17 protein-coding genes are annotated in these 22,060 nt (G+C 47.2%); 11 read left to right on the plus strand and 6 right to left on the minus strand.

The genetic code is table 11. The annotated features are described in order from the left end of the window. Positions 1-609, minus strand: coding sequence for a CoA pyrophosphatase (locus GV64_RS11420; RefSeq protein WP_020582967.1), 609 nt, complete (start codon positions 607-609; stop codon positions 1-3). Positions 610-1,223: 614 nt separating this feature from the next. Here GV64_RS11420 and GV64_RS11425 point away from each other — a divergent pair. Beyond that, positions 1,224-1,784, plus strand: a complete 561-nt coding sequence (locus tag GV64_RS11425) for an NUDIX hydrolase (RefSeq protein WP_020582968.1) — start codon at positions 1,224-1,226, stop codon at positions 1,782-1,784. Here the strand turns inward: GV64_RS11425 and GV64_RS11430 are convergent. Beyond that, positions 1,759-2,157 carry a hypothetical protein gene (locus tag GV64_RS11430; RefSeq protein WP_020582969.1) on the minus strand — a complete coding sequence of 133 codons (399 nt, stop codon included), beginning with the start codon at positions 2,155-2,157 and terminating at the stop codon, positions 1,759-1,761. The two genes, GV64_RS11425 and GV64_RS11430, sit on opposite strands and share 26 nt — an antisense overlap. 6 nt (positions 2,158-2,163) lie before the next feature. Beyond that, positions 2,164-3,345 carry a 1-acyl-sn-glycerol-3-phosphate acyltransferase gene (locus GV64_RS11435; protein WP_020582970.1) on the minus strand — a complete coding sequence of 394 codons (1,182 nt, stop codon included), beginning with the start codon at positions 3,343-3,345 and terminating at the stop codon, positions 2,164-2,166. Between the two features lie 388 nt (positions 3,346-3,733). On the opposite strand from GV64_RS11435, the gene GV64_RS11440 reads away from it, so the two are divergent. From GV64_RS11440 to GV64_RS23790, 4 genes are all read left to right on the plus strand, one after another. Next, positions 3,734-4,318: a tetratricopeptide repeat protein gene (locus tag GV64_RS11440; protein ID WP_020582971.1), complete on the plus strand. Its 585-nt coding sequence runs from the start codon at positions 3,734-3,736 to the stop codon at positions 4,316-4,318. 28 nt (positions 4,319-4,346) lie between these two features. Continuing rightward, positions 4,347-4,577 (plus strand): putative signal transducing protein, encoded by a 231-nt coding sequence (locus tag GV64_RS11445; RefSeq protein ID WP_020582972.1) that lies wholly within the window; start codon positions 4,347-4,349, stop codon positions 4,575-4,577. Between the two features lie 2 nt (positions 4,578-4,579). Next, positions 4,580-5,185, plus strand: coding sequence for an SOS response-associated peptidase (locus tag GV64_RS23785; protein WP_020582973.1), 606 nt, complete (start codon positions 4,580-4,582; stop codon positions 5,183-5,185). 83 nt (positions 5,186-5,268) lie between these two features. After that, on the plus strand, positions 5,269-8,568 hold the full coding sequence (locus GV64_RS23790; RefSeq protein ID WP_026258311.1) for an ATP-binding protein: 3,300 nt from the start codon (positions 5,269-5,271) through the stop codon (positions 8,566-8,568). A gap of 71 nt (positions 8,569-8,639) precedes the next feature. Here GV64_RS23790 and GV64_RS11460 read toward each other — a convergent pair whose 3' ends face one another. The 3 genes from GV64_RS11460 to GV64_RS11470 all read right to left on the minus strand — a co-directional run bounded on the left by GV64_RS11460 (position 8,640) and on the right by GV64_RS11470 (position 13,291). Then, entirely contained in the window at positions 8,640-11,225 is a 2,586-nt protein-coding gene (locus tag GV64_RS11460) for a TRAP transporter permease (protein ID WP_020582975.1), read from the minus strand. Positions 11,226-11,496: 271 nt separating this feature from the next. After that, positions 11,497-12,477, minus strand: coding sequence for a TAXI family TRAP transporter solute-binding subunit (locus tag GV64_RS11465; protein WP_020582976.1), 981 nt, complete (start codon positions 12,475-12,477; stop codon positions 11,497-11,499). Positions 12,478-12,793: 316 nt separating this feature from the next. Then, a complete protein-coding gene (locus tag GV64_RS11470; RefSeq protein ID WP_026258313.1) occupies positions 12,794-13,291 on the minus strand; it encodes a YchJ family protein in 498 nt (165 codons plus the stop codon). A gap of 203 nt (positions 13,292-13,494) precedes the next feature. Here GV64_RS11470 and GV64_RS11475 point away from each other — a divergent pair, with 203 nt between their 5' ends. From GV64_RS11475 to GV64_RS11500, 6 genes are all read left to right on the plus strand, one after another. Further along, positions 13,495-14,154 carry a hypothetical protein gene (locus GV64_RS11475; RefSeq protein ID WP_020582979.1) on the plus strand — a complete coding sequence of 220 codons (660 nt, stop codon included), beginning with the start codon at positions 13,495-13,497 and terminating at the stop codon, positions 14,152-14,154. 156 nt (positions 14,155-14,310) lie between these two features. After that, positions 14,311-16,494, plus strand: a complete 2,184-nt coding sequence (gene dinG / locus GV64_RS11480) for an ATP-dependent DNA helicase DinG (RefSeq protein ID WP_020582980.1) — start codon at positions 14,311-14,313, stop codon at positions 16,492-16,494. Between the two features lie 24 nt (positions 16,495-16,518). Continuing rightward, entirely contained in the window at positions 16,519-16,980 is a 462-nt protein-coding gene (locus GV64_RS11485) for a GNAT family N-acetyltransferase (protein ID WP_020582981.1), read from the plus strand. 148 nt (positions 16,981-17,128) lie between these two features. Then, positions 17,129-17,518, plus strand: a complete 390-nt coding sequence (locus GV64_RS11490) for a hypothetical protein (RefSeq protein WP_152554029.1) — start codon at positions 17,129-17,131, stop codon at positions 17,516-17,518. A 389-nt stretch (positions 17,519-17,907) separates the two neighbouring features. Beyond that, positions 17,908-19,782 carry a class I SAM-dependent methyltransferase gene (locus GV64_RS23795; RefSeq protein WP_020582983.1) on the plus strand — a complete coding sequence of 625 codons (1,875 nt, stop codon included), beginning with the start codon at positions 17,908-17,910 and terminating at the stop codon, positions 19,780-19,782. A gap of 93 nt (positions 19,783-19,875) precedes the next feature. Beyond that, complete coding sequence (locus GV64_RS11500; RefSeq protein ID WP_020582984.1) at positions 19,876-22,035, plus strand: GMC oxidoreductase; 2,160 nt, start codon at positions 19,876-19,878, stop codon at positions 22,033-22,035. The last annotated feature ends 25 nt before the right edge of the window (positions 22,036-22,060 follow it).

Genomic DNA, 22,060 nt, shown 5'->3' on the forward strand with positions numbered 1-22,060 from the left:
CTAAGCCTGTCGTTTTATATGTTGGCTGCTGAAGTGGGGGGCATTCAATGGAATGTCTGTGTCCAGTGTAATGTTCAGGAACTCAACCAGCATTACTGCTGTCAGCCCCCAGATTAGATACTCTCCATAGTAAAATGAGGGCATCATGTAATCCTGGTTGCGCATTTTCCAGTGATTGAATGACAGGTTTTCTTTTTCAAGAAAGTAGCTTAACGGGACTTTAAAAATGCGGTCCAGCTCTGCCATATTTGCCCTGAGCGGAGTGTCGGCTTCGATAATTCCGACAATTGGCGTCACTTCAAGACCAAAGCGGGAGATTACTGAACCAGTCTGGCCAATTATCCTGACGGTTTCCGGAGGCAGGGCAACTTCCTCGTAAGACTCCCTCAGCGCGGTATGTATCAGGTCTCTATCCGATGGGTCTCGCTTCCCTCCCGGAAATGCAACCTCACCACTGTGGGTATTCATGTGTGTTGCACGTCGAGTAAATACCAGCTCTGGCTCGGAAGCATTGGTAATGGGTATCAGCACCGCCGCTTCTGGCAGCTGAGCATCGACTCTTCTTGGCTGGTAGTTTTGCAGCCGTTCTTCAACCTGCTTTAACATCATGATGATTTCAATGGCATCCTTGCAAGGGACTTGATTTTATCATAAGTAGCTTAACAGGAATTATCCAGTGTTCGTCACAACTCCTTACATAACACTATCCTAGAGTACTTGTGGAAGATGTTGAGATCGATATTATGATAAGAATGCTTTTTGTCGGCTGCTGACCAATAGGTGAGTTATTAATTCTTCGTCGTGTATTATGTAAAACAGTTTGTTCATCTTTAAGGGTTTGTTACGCTGGTACTGTTTCTCTCTACCAGTCTGCCAGAAANTTTTTTTTGCGTCTCATGACCGCAGCTACTGCAGTAATGGATAGAGGATCCTGTCATCAATCGTCACTCCTTGTTTCTGGCAGACTGGTAGAGAGAAACAGTACCAGCGTAACAAACCCTTAAAGATGAACAAACTGTTTTACATAACACTATCCTAGAGTACTTGTGGAAGATGTTGAGATCGATATTATGATAAGAATGCTTTTTGTCGGCTGCTGACCAATAGGTGAGTTATTAATTCTTCGTCGTGTATTATGTAAAACAGTTTGTTCATCTTTAAGGGTTTGTTACGCTGGTACTGTTTCTCTCTACCAGTCTGCCAGAAACAAGGAGTGACGATTGATGACAGGATCCTCTATCCATTACTGCAGTAGCTGCGGTCATGAGACGCAAAAAAAAGTTCCTGAGGGTGATCATCGCCTTCGGGATGTGTGTGATCACTGTCAAACTATTCATTACCAGAACCCCAGGGTTGTGACTGGATGCCTTCCGGTTTATAAGGACAAAGTGTTGATGTGTAAGCGGGCAATAGAACCCAGGAAAGGGTTCTGGACACTGCCTGGGGGGTTCATGGAGTTAGGCGAAACCATAGAGGAAGGGGCGGCCAGAGAAACCAGGGAAGAAGCCTGTGCCCAGGTCACCATTGAGTCACTGTATATGCTTTTTAATGTGGTTCATGTTGGGCAGCTGTCGGCTTTCTTTCTGGCGAAAATGGAGAGCCCAGAGTTTGCACCCGGGGAAGAGAGTGAAGATGTTGCCCTGTTTTCCGAGGATGAAATTCCGTGGGATCAGCTGGCATTTTCTACGATTGGCCGTACCCTGCGCCATTACTTTGAAGATCGGCGGGAAGGCTTGTTTCCCATGCGGTTGGAGTATGTTACTCCTCCGGATCAGAGAGCTTGACTGGGTAAAGGTCAAAGGCAGGTATTTCATAAGGATGAGCTTGGCGGAGAGCTTGAACTACCTGCTTTAAAAATCGTTTCTCGCAGATCATTTCAACTTTCCAGGTTTCTTCCCTGTGTACTTCTCCTGATTTTCCGGAAAATGGCGTGCTGCCTTCAAGCGGGCGAAACTGCCCTGTTCCCAGGGTTTGCCAGCAACAGCAATCATACTGGCCATAACGTCCCGCACCCGCTATGAACATTGCGTTTTTAACAGGTTCCAGAAATGGCGAAGGAACCATTACACAGATCTTATAAATCACATCTTCCGGGTGAATACTGTCTGATTCTGAAGAGAGTGATTCTTGTGTTAGAGGTGTGGGTGGTTCCTGCATATCTATTTATGATCCATACCTGAATCGATTGATGACCGGCTGTGCGTACATTCTCAAGAACCATGGGCGGTATACTTCGGGGCAACGCTCCAGGTGTCGGGTGAACTCATCGCGCTTCTTTTTCAGGTCGGTATCAGGGAAAAGCGTTGAAATATCTGGAACCTGTATAGCGGGTTCCTGTTTGATTACATTATTGCCAATAGCTTCCCAGGCAAACAGGTTGGATGGCTGCAGTTTATAGTTATGGTGGATCTGGTGGTCGACTTCTTTGGCTACCGAAATGGCATTTTCAAGGTTTTGTGGCGCTTGTTTTCCTGATAATGGTTTGCCAAACGCAACATGAACATGACCTTTATATCCCTCAATCCCCATGACGATACTTTTCAGGTCTTCGTCGTCTGCTTTCAGGTATTCTCCGGTCTGCTGCTTTTCGAAGAGTTCTCGAGCCTTGCTGCAGTCACAGGGATCAAACTCATAAGAAATAGATACTGGCACAATATTCAATGAGCGGATGTTATCAGCAAACGCCGTTTGCTTATCGCGGCGGCTGACATTAAACATCTTGATGATTGCCGGGTCAGTCTGATCATTGCCATCCTTTGCCCGACCTTCACTCTGGGCTATCCAAACGGGCTGGCCGGAATCAATGCAGTGATGGATATAAGCAGAGAGATTCTGGAAAGCGGTCAGTTTTTCTCTGCGGCCAGTGAGAGAGCGTTTCACAATAAAACTTTTGTTCAGGCGCATCAGGTCGCTGACATAAGGGCGTTTAATCAAGTTATCGCCAATGGCTATCTGGCAGGTTTCCATGCCATTTTGATAAAGGGCGTAGTTCACCAGAGCAGGGTCAAGAACAATATCTCGATGGTTTGACAGAAAAAGATAGGCTTTATCTTTTTTCAGGTGCTCAAGGCCTGAAAAGGTAACCTTGTCGGTGGTTGTTTTGATCACTCGAGTCAGGTACGGTTCGATGATGCTCTGGAAGTCCCTGACATTTTGAATGTGCCGCGTTTTATGCTTCAGGACCATGGCCGTGAGCCATGTCATAATGCCGGAAAATTTCCGGGTTAAGTCAGGGTGGCGATGTTGTGCCATAACGCTGAGGAGGTCTTTGTTTTGTAAAAGACGTGCCAGTGTTGGTCTGACCTCATGGTCGTGGTAAGGGCGAATATCGTCAAAAGCTTCCATTGGTGCCAATGCTATGTATAAAGCGGTTAAAAAATCGTTATTGATCGCCAGTTTATTATATTACATTCATTAATTACTGGTCTGTATAGACAGTGTCGCTTAATGTAACCGAGGCTGACTGGCCTTACAATGAGAGATCTTTTGCAGCTGTTGAATGCAGTTTTAAGCATTCTTCTGCTTATGGTGGTTCGGTAAGTCTGCAAAATAGCGTTTGAAAATAATATAATTGTGTTGCTTTCGGTTCTGTTGACATAAGGTTCCTTTCTCAGCGCAAGCCCTTTGGGCGGGGCGCCCCGCTGGGTTTGGAGGCTTATGTCAACAGAGCCTAGACATAAGTTCGTCAGAATCAGGCCTTCCTATAAAAAAGCCAGAAAAGCAGAGGTTGTTCATGTTTAAGCAGTGTAGATGTGCTGTCGGTGTGATTGTCGTGTTGGCTTCAGTTGCCGGGCCGGTCTGGTCTGCAACACTCGCCGATGAGCTCATTGTGCAAAAAGAACAGCCTGTTTCCAGTAAGGCTCAGGGGCAGTTGGCGGAGGCTATTCAACTGTTGCAGTCTGCGCAGCAAACAAGTTCAGCTAAGGCCATTAATTCTTTGCAGCGAGTGGCCAGTGTGGGCAATCGTCAAGCTCGTGCAGAAGCATGGCTCTGGCTGGGTAGGGCATACCGGGATGGTCTGGCAGGCACGGGTAAAGATGCTGGTATGGCTTTTGATTTTTTCAAAAAGGCTGCAGGGCGGGAAGGGCTCAATGTCGAAGCTCAATATGAACTGGGTAGGGCTTATTTAAATGGGGAGGGAACTGATCGTAACCTGATAGCCGCTTATATGTGGACTGAACTTAGCCTGCATACGTCATCAAAAATGTCTTCTTCTGCTGAAGATCAGAAAACCAGGCTGGTAAAGATGCTCAATGAAGCACAGTTAGAAAAAGCCAGAGAACTGGTTAATCAATTGGAAACACTGTATCTGAAATGAACAGTATCTGAGATGAATAGTATCTGAAATGATTAAAGTCTACAGTCCGGCAAATTTGGTTGAAGCGCAGTGCTTGAAAGACCTGCTTATGAGTCGTCATATTTTCTGTCATTTGTCGGGCGTCGACTTGATCGGAGCGATGGGTGAGTTACCTGCCATTGGTTTGCTGGGGTTGTATGTTGATGATGATGATGCCGGCCTTGCCAAAGAGTTGATTGAAGATTATCTGAATGCTGAGCCGGTGCCGGGGGAAGAGTAGTCATGTGCAGCCGTTACTCCTTTAACTTGTCCAGGGTTGATCTCGGCTTTCTTGGTATTAAAGATACAGTATCGCAAAAGCCGGTTCAGCAGGTCGTTCCTGGTCAGCGGGTATGGCTGGTTCGGCACAATGACAATGGTGTTCCTGAGCTGGCTCAGGCCAAGTGGGGGCTTGCTCCTTCATGGCTGCAGGATTTCTCCCGTGTTCAAATCAATGCCCGTGTTGAGACCGCACCCGAGTCGAGAATGTTCAAAAATGCCTGGCAGCACAGGCGTTGCCTGATTTTGGCTGATAGCTACTACCAATGGCACATGGCTCCGGGGAATCGGCGTCAGTTATGGCGCATCGGCGCAAGAAATAATTCCCTGATACTAATGGCTGGGCTTTGGGAGCGGTATCGGGTTGACAGTACACTCTCTTTTGATTCCTGTGCTGTTTTGACCATGCCTGCAATGCCTCAGTTAAGGTTGATAGCTGAAAGGATGCCCGCTCTGGTCATGGCCCAGTATGCAGACAATTGGCTGTCAGGCTTACCTTTTGATATTGATAACTTTTCTGCTTCTCTTACAGACTTTTCCTTTCATAGTCAGAATATTCTAAAACGCTGACTTTCAGGTCATGAGAATCTCCATTCACTGCTGAAATGCTGGTCTATCATTAGCGTTCGTTGTGGCCGTGTGCAGTGAACCCAGTGCAATTTTCCATTAGAAAAAAAATCATTTTTTTTACTGTCGTGCCTGTCACGCTTCTTTACAACCTGATATTTGGCATCCACCTCTATTTCTCGCTCAAGCAGGCTACGGATGCAGTAGCTAAAGGGTTGATTGAGCAGGTTTGGCATAATGCCGGCAAGATTGACAGTCATACACAGCAGCTAATGACAGTGACCTCTTTCATGGCTGACATGCTGAGCCGGATGCCGGTGACTGATCACGCCATGATTAAACACTTTCTCAGTGATCTGGTTGAAAGGAATCCTCTTGTCCGTGGCTTTACCTATGTCAAGCTGGGGAGCAGCTTTCAGCATTGGGATGTTTTTCATGCTTATATGGGGGATGGCGAGGTCAAGCTGGATGAAACCGTTGATACCGGTTTGTTTCCTGCCCAGTTCTGGTGGGCGAATCAGGGTATGCAGAAAACAGGGTTCTGGACCTCGCCAAGGGGGGCTGCTGATACAGGCTGGGCAGTCAGTTATATTGTACCGGTTTTTTCAGAAAGCACCCTTTATGGCTATTTCTGGATGGATATCAATCTTGCTGATTTGAGGAATCAGTTGGTCGAAAATACCACTGGGAATGCCAGTTTTTCTATCGTTAATGGTGCAGGCGAATACCTTCAGACGGACAGTGAAACACCAAAGCGTTATCAGCTAAACAGTATTCACCAGAGCCAGTTTTATTATGGCTCCCCCGGGTTGTGGAGCGACCTGGAAGAGTTGATTGAAAGGGGTGAGCCGGCTTTCCGTCATAAGTGGGTTCCCGTTCGGCAAAATGAGTATTGGCTGATGGGAGCCCCTATTAAATCGGCTTCCTGGTGGATGATCAGTTATGCCCCCAGGGAAACAGTGCTTGCACCTGTTATTGATCAGGCGCAGATCAATGCATTGTTGATGATACTCTCCCTGACACTGATATTTACCTGTGCCAGCCTGGTGTCTGTACGAATTACCCGTCCGATTGTTCGGCTGAAACGGGCAATGGATGATTTTACCTATCGTCAGGTAAAGCCGGTTATTACCCATATCAGTAGAGATGAAATTGGCAGTTTAACGGAAAGCTTTCAGCAGCTGGTGAACAAGCTTGCCGATCGAGAGAAAGCACTTCACAAGGCCAGAGCCAGTAATATAGGGCATTTGCTTGAGCGATTGAGGGGAAACTACTTTTATTTCAATCTCAATAAAGATGGTTGTGTTACCCATGTCAGCCCTTCAATAGAAGCCATACTGGGTTACTCGCAGAGTGAATTTCTTCGTCCACTTATTGGTTATCTGGCCACTCAGGACAGTAAGTTTCGTTTTCGGGATCAATTTCGGGAGGCCAAGCAGGGGCGATGGGGGGATACCTTTGAACTGGATATCAGGCACCTTAATGGCAGTATTCGCAGGCTTGAAATCTTCTGGAGTGATATGGGGGACCTGCCAGGCAAGCAGTATCTTGTTGAGGGGTTGGCGAATGATATTACCGACCGGGTAAGTGATACCAAAAAATTCAAGCTGCTTCTCGACAGTGCACCTGATGCTACGATCATCGCAACGCCTGAAGGTATTATTGGTATGGCCAATAGCAGGACGGAAGACTTGTTTGGCTTCCACCGGGAAGACCTTGTCAATATGCCCTTGAGCCTGCTTACGCCACTGGAAAACCGGTTAGGTCATCCTCTGCTTGGAGATCTGGAAAAGGCCAGTTGGGAGCAATTATGTCTCGTGGGTTATGAGTCCAGAGGAATCGATCGTAAAGGTCGGGTTTTCCCGGTAGAGATCACCAGTAATCCCTTGAAAACCGATGATGGTCTGCTTATTTCCATGGTGGCTCGTGATATCACTGAGCGTAAGCGTATCGAGCATGAGTTGATGAGGGCTAAGGAGGAGGCTGAGCGAGCCAATCTGGCCAAAGGGCTTTTTCTGTCAAATATGAGCCATGAACTGAGAACGCCTTTGAACGGTGTACTGGGTAATGCTCAGCTATTACTGAGAAATCTTTCATTATCTTCTGCCCAGAGAAAAAGTCTGAATACTATTGAGGCCAGTGGGCAGCACTTACTTTCACTGATTAACGATATTCTTGATTTAACCAAAATTGAATCCAGTCAGATTGAGTTGCATCCCTCTGCGGTAAGGCTTATGGAGTTGCTACGGGGGGTGCGCAACATTTTGATGGAGAGAGCTGCTAGCAAGGGGCTTGAGTTACGCCTTCTGCCTATTGGTCCTTTGCCGGAAATTGTCATGCTGGATGAAATCAAGGTTCGACAGGTATTGTTGAATCTTCTCAGTAACGGCGTTAAATATACCGTCAAAGGCTGGGTGGAGTGCAGGGTTTCTGTAGAGCGAAAGGATATCGTTTTTGAAGTACGTGACACCGGAGTTGGTATTGCTCATGAGGATCTGGAAAAGGTTTTTGAGCCTTTTCGTCAGGTGCATCTGGGGCTTCAGATTGGCGGCTCAGGTCTTGGGCTGGCCATCAGCCGAAGGTTGGTCTCGGCAATGGGAGGAGAGCTTGATGTTACCAGTGAGCCGGGTAAGGGGAGTCGGTTTATATTTACTTTGCCACTTGTCAGGGGCAGCTTTGAAGCTCTGAAAGAACACCAGCGTCTATTGCCGGGTTCGATTTATGTCCATTTGGAAGAGCGATGCCATGGGGTTCGAGTACTGGTTGTGGATGATGTTGAAAGCAACCGGGATATGATGGCAGGGTTGCTTGATTCTGCCGGCTTCAGAGTTGATATAGCTTGTAATGGGCTTCAGGCGCTGGAAGCTGTGAAACAAGTAGATTTTGACTTGATTTTGATGGATATCTCCATGCCGGTGATGGATGGCGTGACTGCGATCAAGCATGTCAGGAAACTTCCCGGAAAATCTGAAATCAAAGTGGTGGCTGTAACGGCCAGTGTCAGTCATGAGGCTCGGGAGCGATTACTAAGTCAGGGGTTTGATGAATATATTGGTAAGCCTCTCGATGCAGGGCTGATGTTTGATAAAATTCGATGCCTGCTGGGGATTGATTACATCACGGCGTCCCCAAAGCCGGAGTGGAATGAGGATATTTTGCTGCAAAGGCTCAAAGACATGCATATGGATGCATTTGCCCATTCCACTATTTCTGCTTTTGAACAGGGGGATCTCGAATGTCTGGAGCAGGCTCTTCACGCATTTGAGGGTGATGCTGAGCTGGCAGATGTTGTCGGATTTTTACTAACGCTGACGGCTGATATGGATATTGCCAGGCTGGAGAATTTTATTGGGCAGCTTGTGGAAAATTTTGGCAAAGAGTCTTGATGAAGAGTTATTAAAAATGCGGTGAGAAACAGTTTTCAGCCAGTAGAGCTGACTGAAAACTGTGAGTAGAGTTAGGTGCTTTGCCTACGCCTTTGGCCCAGGAAAATAAACAGCAACAGGATGAATGCTGGAATCCAGGTCAATTGTTTTGGCAGGCGATCGGAAGGGACTTCAAGGCGTTGAATCTGCCAGTCGAAATCAATACCGACTTTCTGAGCCTCGCTGTTAAAGTCGACCATGTCAATGACCAGGTTATCACCATCAATCAGAACTTCCAGCCCCATATTGCGGAACCGCTCTTCGGCAGACGCTTTGTTGCCGGCAGGAAGAATAACCATCTGATTAACCTGCTTACCTTCCAGAGTTTCGCCTGCAACCCAAAGCCGTGCATTTGCCTGGTCAGGCAGTGCCTCAACCTGAGTGACGATACTATTACCGTCATAGGTTTCATAGGGAGGGTAAACCCTGTCCCACCAGAAGTCTGGTCTGAACAGCGTGAAGGCAATCAACAACATGCCCAGCGTTTCATACCAGCGGTTTTTCACCAGCCAGTGTCCCTGGGTCGCTGTGGCAAAGACCAGCATGGCGGCAATGGCACCAAAAACGACAATGACCAGCTGAGGAATGCTATCGATACCAATCAGCAGTAGCTCTGTATTAAAGATAAACATAAACGGCAAAACAGCGGTTCGGATATCGTAAGTGAAGCCCTGAATACCGGTTTTGATAGGATCGGATTGTGCAATGGCTGCTGCTGCAAAGGCGGCAAGCCCAACTGGAGGCGTGTCGTCTGCAAGAATTCCAAAATAGAAAACAAACAGATGAACGGCGATCAGTGGAACAATCAGCCCATGTTGTGCGCCCAGGGTGACGATCACCGGAGCCATCAATGTGGAGACCACGATATAGTTTGCCGTGGTTGGGAGGCCCATACCCAGCACAAGGCAGATAATTGCGGTAAAGAGCAGCATCAGAATAATACTGCCGGCTGAAATCCACTCAACAAACTCCGTCATGACCAGGCCAATACCGGTCAGGGTAACCGCACCGACGACGATACCCGCAGTTGCTGTGGCAACCCCGATACCAATCATATTGCGTGCACCAGTGGTCATGCCATCAATCAGATCCAGAAAACCTTCCTTGAGGTGAGTGGTTGTCTGTTCTTTCCTGAAAATATCGATCAGTGTCTTATGGGTCAAGGTAATAAATACCATAACCAATGTTGCCCAGAAGGCAGACAGTCCCGGAGAGTAGCGCTCAACGGTCAGGCACCAGAGCAGAACAACCAATGGCAGCAAATAATAAAGACCACGCTTAATGGTTGGGCCGGGTACAGGGGTGGAGCGTATTTCATCTTCAATGTTGTTGATAAGGTCAGGCTGTCTGGCCGCCACTTTCAGTAGAATCAGGTAGCTGGCAAGCAGTGTCAGAGTGATTATCGAAAGCGCGTATTCACCCATATATTGTCGTGTCCAGCCAACGCCGTAATAAACGCCAGCGCCCAGCAGACAGAGTCCGGCAAAGGAGCCGGTAAACGACATCAGGGCTTGTGTTCTGGTACGGGTAACGCTTCTCGGCAGTCCCTGCATTCCTGCTTTTAATGCTTCAAGGTGAACAATGTAAAACAGGGCGATATAGGAAATGGCAGCTGGTAAAAGGGCGTGACGAATAACGTCAATGTAGGAAATACCCACATACTCAACCATCAAAAAGGCTGCTGCTCCCATAATGGGTGGAGTGAGCTGTCCATTGGTTGAGGCGGCGACTTCAATAGCACCGGCTTTATGAGCAGGAAAACCAACCCGCTTCATCAGGGGGATGGTGAATGTTCCGGTGGTAACAACGTTAGCAATGGAGGAGCCGGAAACGACACCACTAAGGCCTGATGATACCACCGCTGCTTTGGCTGGCCCACCTTTGAGGTGTCCTAACAGAGAGAACGCAACCTGAATAAAATAATTACCTGCTCCAGCCTTTTCCAGCAGTGAACCAAACAGTACGAAAAGGAATACGAAGCTGGTGGATACACCAAGAGCCACCCCAAAGACACCTTCTGTGGTAATCCAGAAGTGAGACAGTGCCTTATTCAAGCTTGCCCCTTTATGGGCAATAACGTCCGGCATGTAGGGGCCGGCAAAGGCATAGGTGATAAAGACCGCGGCAACGATCATGAGTGGAGGCCCAAGCGCTCGACGGGTTGCTTCCAGCAGAAGCAGCATACCTGCACCTGCTGTGATCAAGTCCATGGTGACCGGGGCACCGGCACGAGTGGCCAGCTCCTGATGAAAAATATAGAGGTATGCGGCGCAGAAGCTGCCGGTTAGACCAAAGAGCCAGTCGGTAACGGGTACCTGGTTGGAAAACGATTTTTTTCTGGCGGGGAAAGCAATAAAGGCCAGAAAAATAGCAAATGCAAGGTGTATAGCTCGAGCCTGACCATCGTTGAAAATGCCAAAATTGAAAATATAAGGCAGTGGTGAGGCATTCCAGAGCTGGAACAGCGACCAGCACAGGGCTGTGCCCAATAATACCAGTCTGGATTTGCCTAAAGGCTGACGTCCACCTTGCTCGGATTGGTTTACCATTTGTTCAGCAGAGTTTGCAGAGTCTGCCGTTGAAGAATTGTTCAGCTTATCGCTGTTGACTGCTTCCATAATGTACCTGTTGTCATTGAAGTTATGCGTTATTCCTTTGGAAACGATGCATCCTTCATCAATTGGCTTATGGCCATTTAATCAATGGGGGAAGTGGAGTATTTGAAGCTTGTGAGGTAATAAAGACGACAGTGCTTCCCCGTTCAGCCCTGTGATCCATCATTGGATAGGGCTGTAGATTTCGTCGTTCAGCGTTCAGGCAGCACTCTAAACGACGAAAAAGCGTTCGAGAGAAGGTGTTGTTACACCTTCTCAAGAGAGGTGTTGCAATTTAGAGCAGGCCAGCTTCTTTGTAGTAACGCTTGGCGCCTTCATGAAGTGGGATGCTGAGGCCGTCAGAAACCATCTCTTCTTTTTTGAGAGTACCAAATGCCTGGTGTAGCTTTTTGAAGGTAGAGAGGTCTTCAAATACTGCCTTGGTGACCTGGTAAACGGCTTCTTCACTGGCTTCAGTAGAGCTTACGAACGTTGCTGCTACACCGAAGGTCTGGACATCCTGATCGTTACCTTTATACATGCCGGCCGGGATGGTGGCTGTGCGATAGTAGGGGTTGTCCTTGATCAGCTTGTCGACTTTATCTCCGGCAACGGTCACCAGAACAGTATCACAGGAAGTGGTCGCTTCTTTGAAGGAGCCGGAAGGGTGTCCAACGGTATAAACAAAGGCATCAATCTTGTTATCACAGAGTGCTTTGGCATGCTCAGCCGCTTTCAGTTCGGAAACCAGGGAAAAAGAGTCATGGTTCCAGCCATACACTTTCATCAGCTGTTCCATTGTGCCTCGCTGACCAGAGCCAGGATTACCAATGTTGACACGCTTGCCTTTCAGGTCTTCAAAGCGTGTGACACCGGAATCCTTTCTGGCGAGGATGGTGAACGCTTCTGGATGAACAGAGAAAATGGCCCGAAGATCCTTGTTGGCGCCTTGCTTTTCAAACGCGCTGGTGCCGCGATAAGCGTGGAATTGCCAGTCGGACTGGACAATACCCATATCCAGCTCGCCAGCACGGATGGTGTTAAGGTTATAAATTGAGCCCCCGGTACTTTCTACGGAGCAGCGAATGCCATGCTCTTTACGCCCTTTGTTGACCAGACGGCAGATAGCACCACCGGTAGGGTAATAGACGCCAGTGACACCACCGGTGCCGATGGTGACAAATTGTTGATTTGTGGTGGCTGCGCCAGCCGTAGAGGTCATGGCTGCGAAACCGGCCCCTAGAATGGCAAGTCCCAGTTTTTTAAAAATGGTCATTGTCAGTCCTCTTGATTTGAGCTTTTTGTACCATGGAAATACGCAGCGGGTTACACCAGCTATGGGTGCGCCAGTAAACCGTACTGTTTGTTCATGGCTGTTATGTTCAGTCCGGACACTTCTTCCGAGTTATCCGTTCCCCTGACTGATTCTGATCGTCTGATCATTGAAGAAAAGACGTAGGGTTTGCCTGTCAGACTACAACGGTTGTCTGTAGTAATCTGCTTAAGGTGGGCGATAGTACCACGTATGAGGGTTGTTTTCTTTGATTTTTGTCTATTGATTATCGGTAACTACCTATGATATTGCGAGTTTTTCATCCGTTAGTCTGGTTGCAGCACTTTTTATATTTTCTACCGCTACCACATGGGCAAGGATCGTTTCTGCCGACTGCATCCGTTTTGGTGTGTGATATTCCGGGGTATATAAAGTACCAGCGATCTTCTATTTTCATAAAAGAAGAGCGTTCATGGTGAACTTTTTCAGGGCTGGATAGAGACTCTTTAAACCAGGCTTTAAACTCAACGATACCTACCGGGTCTGATGCTTCACCAGATTCTTTATCAACCACTTCCAGTTTTTGCCACAGTGTATGAGCAGATTGCTCATACAGTTTTTGTTGTTTGACTGCACTCTGTTGTGCGGGATGGGTTGTGGTAATCAGATATTTAAAATTCTGCAGCGTATAAGCTGTGTATCTGGAACGCATTAATGCCTCTGCAGTTGGGGCCAGTGTGCCATTCATCAATGGCTGACAACACGCCGAGAATGGTTTTGCGGAGCCACAAGGGCAGTTCGATGTTTCAGCTTGCATGTTGGATACTCAAAACGCCGTTTTACAGAGGGTAAAATGATTTTTTAAAATAGAGCTCCGATTCTAACCTAATGCCCCAAGGGCTATAAAAATAATTTCTATTTCTTGATCTGTATCAATTTACCAGTAGTGAAAATGTATTTACTCTCGCTACGTAAATGTACCTACTCATAAAATAGTCAATGGATGTCAGTTAGAAATTAATGGAAATCAGCGCGGATGAAATTGATGACTTGCTGTATTGGACCCTTCAGCAGAGCTGGCCAGTAGAGCAGCATCTTGTAGCCTTTGCCTCACAGCAAATTGGTTTTGTTAATGATGAAGGAAACTGTGGTGTACGCTATCCAGGTTCCGACATCTGCCCAGGATTATTACCAGGACAGGTCGCTGTTCATCATTGGCATCAGGGTGAGTTTCTTGCAGTGAGTGAAGTTGCTTATCTAAATGTCATGACACAATTTCTAATAGACCGTGGTGAGATTGCCTTGGCCAATTCGCTGCCAGCTCCTGAGTCTCGTCGCCGTGAATGCCTGTTACTGGATCTGTCTGGAGCTTCCACTGTTTCCATGTTGGTCTCCTGCCTGAAAAAACAATTGGGCATACTGTCTTCCGGAACAAGTGTGACGGCAATCAATCAGGCAATGATGGATGATCGCCTCTCCAATATGCCTAAATACTTGATGATAGAGGGGCTTGGTTTTATTGAAGGTTTTCTGCCTGCAACCTGCAGAGAGCTAATGGATATCTTTTCCTGCTATCAGGATACTTTTCCTGATCGGACTTTGACGCTTCGGGTCGGTAGTCCTTCTGGTGAAGGACAGGGGCTTGTGGAGCTCCAGTGGGACAGCTTTGTTAACGGCTAGGAGCCTGTCGGACTTTTTTCGCTATGGTCGGTTAAGTCCGACAGGCTCCTAGTGGCATCTACCGCTGTGAAGCCTGACCAATTTCGATACAATCCAATCATAACGTCTAATTTTGAGTTACTGATGATACCGTAACTCCCAGGAGCGATTGGCATTGTGCTTGATGAACCCCAGAAAAGAGCCATCCAGAAAGCGTACTCAGCTTTTCTGGAGAGTAAGAAGCTAAAGGCCCGGCCGGGGCAGAAGCAGATGATTGCCGAAATTGCCCGGGCACTTGGTGATATCAGAACCGACAGTGAGGGGCGCAGAATTTCAGACCCTTCGGTGACCGTTATCGAGGCAGGTACGGGCACCGGTAAAACGGTCGGCTATGTCCTGCCTTCGGTGGTGATGGCCCAGGCTGCGAAAAAACGCCTGGTGATTGCCACTGCCACCGTGACACTCCAGGAGCAGGTCATCAATAAAGACCTGCCGGATATTATTCTGAAAACCGGATTAAAGTTTTCTTATACACTGGCAAAAGGGCGTGGGCGGTACGCTTGCCTCAGTAAGCTGGATCGACTGCTGCAGGAAGAGGAAGCGACGGCTTCTCTGATGGATATGTTTGCCTACGACGGCTTTACTCTGGAAAACGATCAATCCTCCCTGGCGCTTTACCAGAGTATGTTGGAAGCCTTTGCTGCTTCCAAATGGGAAGGGGACAGGGACAGTTGGCCTGACGCCCTGGAGGATCAACAGTGGCGCACCATTACTACTGATCATGCCCAGTGCAGCGGACGTCGCTGCGGCTATTTTCGACAGTGTCCATTCTATAAGGCGCGCGGTGATCTCGAGCACGCCGATGTTGTGGTGGCGAACCACGACCTCGTCCTGGCGGACCTTGCCCTGGGCGGTGGTGCCATTCTTCCTGAACCCAAAGATGCTATCTATGTTTTTGATGAAGGCCACCATTTACCAGACAAAGCTATTGACCACTTTACCTGCCAGTCTCGGGTCAAGGGAACGGCCAGCTGGCTCGAGAAAGCAGGACGTCATCTTCAGAAAGTGCTGACTCAGCAGGCATTGCCCGGTGAGCTGGGAGAACTACTGGAGCGAATTCAGCCAGAGTTTGATGCCCTGGTTAATGCCCTTGGCCATACCCGTGAGATGTTGCACAGTATCGCTCAGTTTGAGCCAAAGACTCATTTCACCCCTCAGGGTGAAAGTCAGGTGGCTTTTTACCGTTTCCCGGAAGGGGTTGTGCCTGAGCCGCTGCGTCAGCAGGCTGAACGATTAAAGGCAGGGTTTAGTAAATGCAGTGGGCTACTGGAAAAAGTGGCAAAAACGCTCGACGATGCAATGGATGGGGATGTTCCTGGCATTGATCGCTGGCAGGCTGAGCAGCTGTACCCTGAAATTGGTGGTATGCAGTCCCGTATGGAAAGCCATTTTCAGCTCTGGCTAACCTATACCATGAAAGATCCGGAAGGGGAGCCTCCCTGTGCCCGCTGGGTGAAATGGAGTGAAGGTTCTTTTGGTGAAGAACTGGAAGTGTTCAGCAGCCCGATTATGTCATCCATGCCACTCTGGCAGACGCTCTGGAATCCAGCCCATGCCACCATTGTTACTTCGGCGACGTTGGCGGCGTTGGGCAGTTTTGGCCGTTTCCGAATGCGTTCCGGAGTTCCTGCGGAGTCCCGTTGTATCGTGGTACCGAGCCCTTTTCTGCATAATGAGGCGGCTTCTCTGGTGATTCCTGCCATGGCATCAGACCCTCGAAATGCAGAAGAACATACCGGAGAGATCATTGAACTTCTGCCTGATTTGCTCTCGGGAGATGAGCGTCCAAAAGGGATGCTGGTGCTGTTTTCTTCCCGTCGGCAGATGAAGGATGTGCATTTTGGCCTGGGGAAGGAGTGGCAGGAAAAAATACTGCTGCAAGACGATTACTCTCGACAGGAATTACTGAAAAAGCATCGTCAGCAGATTGATGATGGCAACGTGAGTATTCTGTTTGGTCTGGCCAGTCTTGCGGAAGGGATTGATTTACCAGGGCACTATTGTGAACACGTGATTATCGCCAAGATTCCTTTTGCTGTACCGGATGATCCGGTGGAAGCGGCTCTGTCTGAGTGGCTGGAAGCTCAGGGCCGTAATCCGTTTATGGAAATAACCGTACCGGATGCTGCTATTCGTTTGATACAGGCAAGTGGTCGTTTGTTGCGAACAGAACAGGATCGTGGACGAATCACCATTATGGATCGACGTCTGGTAACCGCTCGCTATGGGCAGATGATTATGAACTCGCTACCGCCCTTTAATCGGATTGTTGAGCCGGCTTCGGCAGTGATGGTGCGATAGAGCCCAAAAAAGAGGTAAGAATCAATGGCTGTCATCAATTCCTCATTTGATCAGTTGGATGTCCATACGCTCTATCAGCTACTTAAGCTACGAGTGGATGTCTTTGTTGTTGAACAGACATGTCCTTACCCTGAATTGGATGATAAAGATACTTTACCGTCTACTAGACACCTCTATTTGAAAGAGCAGGGTAAGGTGTTGGCTTATGCCCGCTGCCTGGCTCCTGGTATCTCTTTTGAACAGGGCTCCGCGATTGGTCGTGTCGTTGTAAATCCTGACAGCCGGGGGCAGGGATATGTCAAGGTGATTATGGCGGAGGCAATCAAGACCTGCCAGCAACACTGGATAGATAAACCGGTATTGGTGTCGGCGCAATCATATCTGGTGGGCTTTTATCAGAGTCTGGGTTTTGTGGTATTGGGAGAGTCTTATGATGAGGATGGTATTCCCCATCAGGATATGATTTTACAATCAGCCTGTTTATAGAAATGACCGGAGCATTTGCCCTTTGTGCAATTCAGCTTTTTTGAAGTTGTCGTAGGGTATGTATATTCAAGTTATTCCTGCAGAGTTCTCTCTTCACCGGCTATAATGGTCTGGCATTACTTGACGTCAAAAACAGAGGAGTTTTGACATGAAGTTATGCCAAACGTTAGGTATGTGCGCTGTCACCATAGGTTTGTCGTCTTTTTCCGTGGCATTTGAGAATGCTAATTGCGGCAGCGCTGATGACTGGCCTTCTCATCACTTATGCTGTTCTCAACCCGGAGCTTCTGAAAACTCTATCTGGGCTGCCGCGCCTGGCAGTGGCTGGCACTGTACCTATCAGCAGCGCTCGAATTGTGGTGCAAGTACTCACCTCTGGGATAACGACGGTAAGTATGTGACCAGTGATACCATGTATACTTATTGTTGGGCTAGAGGGCAGTCCTATCCCGTATTTGATGGAAAGCCTGTTCCCCCCCCTGAAAAACTGGATGACGAGACTGGCCATGCAACTCGTCTTATAGAGGTTCAAGGCTAAATTTCATCGGGTCTATGCCCTGGAACCAGTGAGCATTACCAACTTGTTGGATGGCCAGTAAGTAACGCTCACTGGAGAACGTTCAGGCAGCGTTTGAAATGACCCTGTTTCCAGAGCCTACCCTCCCATCTCTATGTGTGCTTTCTCAAAAGCACTGTTAAAGCGCCCGTGAGCTTCGTGGAATGTGGCCTCTCGCATCGCTGAGTTTGAAGCCTTACATTCAATACACCCAAAGATAAAGTCATAAATACTCCGTAGTTCAGTATGGCAACGCTTGGTTTCCCAAAACCAGAAGGAACCATTACCGATCTTCCCGGTCAAAAGCACTGATATTTAAAACATACGTTAGTTTTATTTTTTGAATATGCTTCTGAACAGGGTGTCTGGTTTTGAAAAACAAGGGGTTAGCTTTTTATCTGCTGTTACTGTCTACCTGTGCAGTGGGTCTTCAGGATTCTTTCCATTTTCCATCTACCTACCTTGACCCGCTCCGAAGAGAGCAGTTTTCCAGCTTCTACCATGAAGTGCTGCGTTTTATTCCTGCCAGAAAAATGGATGAACTTATTCATCAGGAAGTAATGAAAAACCCAGGGGGGAGTGATCTGCAAATCTATTCAGCAATAGGAAGACGAATGCCTGAGATTCAACCCGGTAGATTAGAGTCTTTGAAGCTGGCCCAGTCGGCACTGGCTCATCAGAGACAAGTGCTGGGAGATCAGACAAAGGCGCTGCTTCCTGACAAACATGAGATTGATGGGTATCTTGAAATTGGCACAGATGGTACATACATCAGTGCATTGAAAGAGAGATTTCCCGGAGGGTTCACGGGAAAAAACTATGTGATGAATGATAAGCAGCCCAGCCCGCTGGATATCACTTCATATTATAAAAGAGATGCTTTCTTTCAGAATTTTCACTTTATTCCCTCCCGGAACTTTTCACCGATCTCTGTGGCGGATATTCCAACAGAAAGCCTCGACATGGTGACGATGTATGTTGGGTTGCATCACACTCCTGCGGAAAAGCTGGACCATTTTCTTGCCTCGCTGAATAGGGTGCTCAAAAAAAATGGTGTTTTTATTTTGCGAGACCATGACCTGAGTGAAATAAATGAGGACTATGTCCACCTTGCACACATGACGTTTAATCTGGCTACAGGGGTAGTATTATCAGAAGAACGGAATGAGTACCGAAATTTTCAACCTTTGCACTACTGGACTGACCTTGTGGAAAAACACGGGTTCTCTGCTCATTCAGAACGACTGTTGCAGGAGGGAGATCCTTCGGGAAATACACTGATTCGCTTTACCAAAACCCACGGTACAGATTTAATCAGGGTACAGAAGCACTGTCGGGAAAATAAACAATATGTCAGACCGGAAGACCAGTCGATATTAACGGTTCCAGAGTGGTGGATTGTCTGGAATGCTCAAGACTATGCTCGGCTTGTACAGAGTAATGGTTCCTATCAATTTCCATATTTTAAAAGCATTGGTTTCTATTGGTGGGTCTATGCTCAGTCGTTTATGAATACTCGGGAAATGAATATTGGATATAATTTTATGAATGCATTTCTGGGTGCTATTCAGGGTGCTGAATATGCAGTCAAAGGTGCTGTTGATAAAGTTTGGGTTCGAAAGAATAATACCAACCCACATATTGCGAAAATTCAACATGAGTATGGTGAGTATATTAACCATACACCTTTTTATGATTTTCCTTATCAGCAAAAATACCGGGAATTTAATCAGAAAAATTCCGGGAGTGATGGGGAGTCTGCTCTATTTCGAGCAGAGTTCTGGTTGAAGTCATATATAGCTCCTTTGCTCAAATCAGGATCAAGATCTACGTATGGTGAAGAGGTAGAGACAATCGGCATGATTGTTCATGACCCTGAAAGGGTTCTTGACCATATTGATGATCGAATAGACGTAATTTTTTCATCCGGTGATTATTACGCTGTTAATGTGCCGAGATATCAGCCATTTACTGAAATTCTTCTGAAATTGGCTCAGAGTTCTGCTCGTATTGAAGAGGTGGCAGGCAATCGGTGGATTGTACTGGCCATTGAAGCTCAAGACAGCGAATCAGAATCGCTATGTCCCACACAAGCCGATTGTGAAGAACTGTTCTCTGTCAACTCGGTGATTGACAGCAATATCAAACGATCAATGGTCAGGGTCGATCTGTCTGGAGTGAATGATGTCGTTAGAAGAGTCAGTGAATTTGAAGGTTTTACCATAAAACACATCTTTGACTATTAATCTTTGCTCTGCAGTTTGGGTGACTACATGATGGGTAATCAACATTCTTTAAGAATAAACCTCACATTGCTATTAATATGTATTCAGGTATTTTTGTTCAATACTGCCTCTGCAGTAGAACTGACTGCAACAGAGTCTCCCTATGCTCAGGGTATAACCCCTGAAATTGCTACTATCCATAAAGATGAATTGAGAGCTGTTCATTACGCTTTGCTTAATTACTTTCTTCCTGAATCGGATAATTTTTCCAAAGAAATTCGACAGGCGCGAGTGCAGGCCAGGGATATGTCGTGGGGGTATATCAGCGAGAATAAAGAGGCTATGGATATACTTAAACTCCTGAGTACTTCTGAAGCCTCTTTGTTACCAAAAGAGATACAAACAGCATACCCGGAACTATTAGCTTCAGGTTTTCAGGGGATGAGTTATAGCCGACAGACAAATCTGTTAATGGACTTACGGCGTCACCCTGAAAATGACATTCGAAGAATGGCGTTCGAGCTTCGTAAAACCTATATCACTCTGGCATACGCCAGTAAATTACCCGATGGGAAGTCTCTTTCTGAATGGGTCTCAGGGATTGATAAAATATCAGTGGTCAATAAAGCGGTGGACTATCAGCTTCCTGACTCAAGACTGTTTCTGAAAAATGGCATTATCAATCATCAGGATGGGGAAATAGATTATCTGATCATTGGCAGTGGTCCTGCCGGATCGCTTATTGCCTCTGAATTGGCAAGGTTAGGAACGGATCTCAATATTGTTTTGGTAGAAGCCGGGCCTTTCGTCAAGCCCGGTAGCCGGGATACGACATCTTCAGGAGAGCTTATTGAATCTGCAAACCTGAGAACGACCAGCGATGGCGGTATTGTCGTGCGCAACGGTCAGGCGGTTGGTGGCGGAACGACAGTGAATGTTGATCTGGCCTTTTCTCCCAGACTGCCGGCGATAGAGAAACGGTTGCACCAGTGGATGGAGAATGACTGGGTCAGGAAAGACCTGTTTAATGACTTACGGGTAGAGGCTACTTATCAGTGGGTTGTGGAAAAGCTAGGTACACGGAAACCCGCCGGTAGAGAAATAAATCAGAACAATCTGAATCTGTATCAAGGGGCTCTGGAGGAGGGGTTAACGCCTGAACGTTATCATTTAAATGCTCGAGTGCCCGGTGGTGGGGACGGCGAGATTTTGAAGGTATCTGCGGTAGATGCTTTTTTAAGCCCTGCTTTGCAAGGGGCTTATCCGAATAGAGTCTCTATTATTCCTTCTGCCCGTGTATCAACCCTTTTAATGGATAACAGTGGGCATTCTGCACAAGGAATAGAAATAGAGTTCCAGCAGGAATGGGATGCCAGCCATGTCGTGAATGACCCGAACCGGTTTTATGCAGAAGCTGGCGAAACGGCAGTTATTCGATCCAGAAATGTTATTTTATCAGCGGGTAGTCTGGGCTCGGCCGAAATTATGTTGCGAAGTTTTCCCGGCCATACCTGGGCGGGGAAGGGCGTTGTGCTCCACCCCTCTATGGGAATCCCAGCGTATTTTCCATTTCCGGTAAACAACCATGAGGGTATTTCCGCTTCTGTTTATGTGCCATCAAAAAGAGTTGAAGATGGGTATTTTTTTGAAGCCATGGCCGCGGATGCAGACTTTGGTGCTCTGTTGCACCCAGGAAGTGGTCAACAGATCTTCAGCATGACAGAGAACTTTGCCCATTATGGCGGGTTTGGTGTGATGCTGGTGGATGAGCCAGAAGAAAAAAACCGCATTTTTATCAACCCCGAAACAGACAGCGTTGACATTGCTTATTCATTCAGCAATGACTCAATAAAGCGATTTAAAGAAGGGTTGAAAACAGGTCTTAGAATTGCATTTAAGGCATCGGCTAAAAAAGTTGAACTGCTTTCCAGTGAGCCAGTGCTGACGAATGAATCAGTATACCTTTCCCTCTCGGATATCACTCAAGTGGAGGAGGCGGTGAGCAATATGAAATTTATACCCAATCAGAACTTTATTTCCTCTGCCCACTTGCAGGCCAGTAATAAGATGGGGAGTAATGCTCAAACATCGGTAGTATCAAAAAACTTCAGGGTTTGGAATCAGAAGTCTGGCCAGGAAATTTCAAACCTATACATTGTTGATGGCAGTATTTTTCCGACGTCCTGTGGAGCTAACCCAATGCAGACTATATATACTATGGCGAAGTTGTTTGTTGATGGTATTATTTATAAGTCAGGCACTGTCATTTTATAAATGTCTAAAATCAATTCCGTTCTAT

The organism is Endozoicomonas elysicola (genome assembly GCF_000710775.1).
Taxonomy (GTDB): Bacteria; Pseudomonadota; Gammaproteobacteria; order Pseudomonadales; family Endozoicomonadaceae; genus Endozoicomonas; species Endozoicomonas elysicola.